The 2,620-nt window shown below is 59.5% G+C and carries 4 protein-coding genes; all 4 read right to left on the bottom strand.

Annotated elements, in window-relative coordinates:
* On the bottom strand, nt 1–512 hold a 512-nt coding region (locus JOY90_RS15845; RefSeq protein ID WP_291692058.1), incomplete at its 3' end, for an amino acid ABC transporter ATP-binding protein.
* Nucleotides 509–1,159, bottom strand: a complete 651-nt coding sequence (locus JOY90_RS15840) for an amino acid ABC transporter permease (RefSeq protein ID WP_291692057.1) — start codon at nt 1,157–1,159, stop codon at nt 509–511. The genes JOY90_RS15845 and JOY90_RS15840, both read right to left, overlap by 4 nt.
* A 5-nt stretch (nt 1,160–1,164) precedes the next feature.
* Nucleotides 1,165–1,869: an amino acid ABC transporter permease gene (locus JOY90_RS15835; RefSeq protein WP_291692056.1), complete on the bottom strand. Its 705-nt coding sequence runs from the start codon at nt 1,867–1,869 to the stop codon at nt 1,165–1,167.
* A 43-nt stretch (nt 1,870–1,912) separates the two neighbouring features.
* Nucleotides 1,913–2,620: amino acid ABC transporter substrate-binding protein (locus JOY90_RS15830; protein WP_291692055.1), on the bottom strand; the 708-nt coding region annotated here is incomplete at its 5' end.

The following is a 2,620-nucleotide window of genomic DNA, read 5'->3' as shown; positions in this document are numbered from 1 at the left end:
ATTTCGGGATCAAGCGCGGAGGTCGGCTCGTCGAACAGCATGATCTGCGGGTCGAGCGCCAGCGCGCGAGCGATCGCAATGCGTTGCTGTTGTCCGCCCGAGAGGTTTGCCGGATACGCCATCTCCTTATGAGCGAGCCCGACCCGGCCGAGGAGATTTCTGGCCCGGTCCTTTGCCTCCTGCACGGAACGCCGGAGCACGACACGTTGCGCGAGACATATGTTGTCCATGACGTTGAGATGGGGATATAGCTCGAAATTCTGAAAGACCATTCCGACGCGCCGGCGGAGCAACTTGATCGATCGTTCTCCGTTCTTGAGCGCGACGCCGTCAACGACGATTTCACCGTCATTGTAGCTCTCGAGCGCGTTGACGCACTTGATCAAGGTCGATTTTCCGGAGCCGGATGGTCCGCAGATGACGACGACCTCCCCTTTTGACACCTGCAGCGTCACGTCGCGCAACACGTGGTGGGCGCCATAATATTTGTTGACGCGTTTGAACTCGATCACGGCGTGAATGTCCTCTTCAGCCGTTCCACGCCCGCCGTCGCGGCGAGGCAGATCACGTAGTAGACGAGGCAGGCAAAGGAGTAAGCCTCGATCAGTCGCCCGTCGCGGTTGGCAATGATGGTTATCGCAGTCAGAAAGTCGTGGAGCGAGACGACGAAGACCAACGAGGTATCCTGAAACAAGACGATGGCCTGGGTGAAGAACACCGGGATCATGGCCGTCACAGCTTGCGGAAAAACCACATGGCGCAAAGCCTGGCCGCGGCTCATGCCGCTGGCAAGCGCGGCGCTCAACTGACCTGGACGAACGCTCCTCAGACCGGCCCGCATGATTTCGCTGTAGTAGGCCCCTTCGAACAGGCCGAAGGCGATGATCGCCGATGTCCATGCGCCGACCGGCGTGCCGACGACGAGAGGCACCATGAAATAGAACCAGAAAATCACGAGGATGAGCGGGATCGCGCGGAATAGAAACACGTAGGCGTCCACGCACCGGCTGGCGAACACGCCGCCGAACGTTCTAATCAGTATCAAAACCGTCCCCACGCCCAGCCCGCCGATCACACCGAGCATGGTCAAGGTGAGACTGAGGGCGAGGCCGTCCAGCAGGAAGGCGGCATTGTGAGCGATGAACGAATAATCCAGCATCGGCGTCATCCCGTGGGCCACGCCGAAATACGCTGCAGCCTGGCCATAACACCATTGAGGACCAGCGCGACTGCGACATAGAACGCAGTCGCTGCACCGAAAGCCTCAAAGCCGTGAAATGTAAAATTCTCGATCTGCCGACTTTGCGCGGTCAACTCGAGCACGCCGATGGTGAGCGCCAGCGATGAGTTCTTGACGACGGACAGGAACTCCGACGTCAGCGGAGGCAACACGATGCGGAAAGCCTGCGGAACGACGACATGGCGTAACGTCTGTATTTCGTTCATGCCGGCAGCCGCCGTAGCCATTCTCTGCCCACGCGGAACGGCCTGCAGTCCGGCACGAAACAATTCGCCCAGACGCCCCGATGTGTAGAGCGCAAGAGCAAGCACCGCGGTCCAGAACTCGGGATCAGGTAAGTCGCGCTTGAACCAAAGCCCCATCCTTGTCGGCAACAGTTCAGGCACCATGAAGAACCATGCGAACATCTGCAGCAGCAAAGGTATGTTACGAAACGCCGACACGTAGAATTGGGCGACCCAAAGCAGAGATCGCGACGTCGAGACCCGAGCGATGCCGACACAGAGACCAATCGGCACCGCAAACAGCCAGGCCGCGAGGGCGAGCGCCAGCGTCCATCCAAGCCCCGACAGCAGCCAGCCTGCATAGGGTTGGACAAACAGCAGCCCCCAATTCCACTGATAGTTCACAGCAGCGCTTTCCCTCCGCGGTCTTCACGCCGACGGTTGCGCATTATTCGGCGATCGCCTCGATCTTGAACAAGGTATCGAGTTCACCCTCGATCGGCACGCCATAAGGCGTGATCCATTTTTCGTACAGCTTCTGAAGCTCGCCAGTTGCGAGCATCCGTGCGATGGCACCGTTGAGGATCGTCAGGAGGCCGGAATTATTCTTCCCAACCATCAACGCCACTTGTTCAAACGACAGCGGCTGGCCGACAACGGTCAGGCCGGCCTTGTTTTCTGTCTTCTGGAGCGCTCCGCCGAGCAGGACTGCATCATTGATGAAGGCGTCCACGCGCTGCGTGGTGACGGCGAGCAGGCCCTCCGCATTGTCTCGTACCTGGAGCACGCGAACGTTGATCTTGCGTCGATCAAGTGCGGCGCGGACATAATGCTCGGCCGTAGTGCCGGCGGCGAGTGCGACGATCTTTCCGTCCAGATCCGGCAGATCGCGGATGCCCGATGACGCCCTGACGAGCATCCTGCCCTCCGCAAGAGCAATGGCGTAACTGAAATCAACCTGCTCCTGCCGGTTCAATGAATTCACTGTCGCGCCACATTCGATGTCGACCGTGCCGTTCGCGATCAGCGGAATCCGAGTCTGCGGGGTCACAGGTACGTATCGGGTCTCGATGCCGGCAATAGCGAGTTTGCGGCCGATTTCCGCTACGATCCTGTTGCAGATGTCGATGGAGTAGCCGCTCGGTTGCCTGCGCTC

Source organism: Bradyrhizobium sp. (assembly GCF_019242285.1).
Lineage (GTDB): Bacteria > Pseudomonadota > Alphaproteobacteria > Rhizobiales > Xanthobacteraceae > Bradyrhizobium.
This window is presented reverse-complemented; position numbering and strand designations above follow the sequence as displayed.

Coding starts and splice junctions, on each gene's coding strand:
- JOY90_RS15840 (WP_291692057.1), bottom strand. CDS start 1,159: ATGCTGGATTATTCGTTCATCGCTCACAATGCCGCCTTCCTGCTGGAC.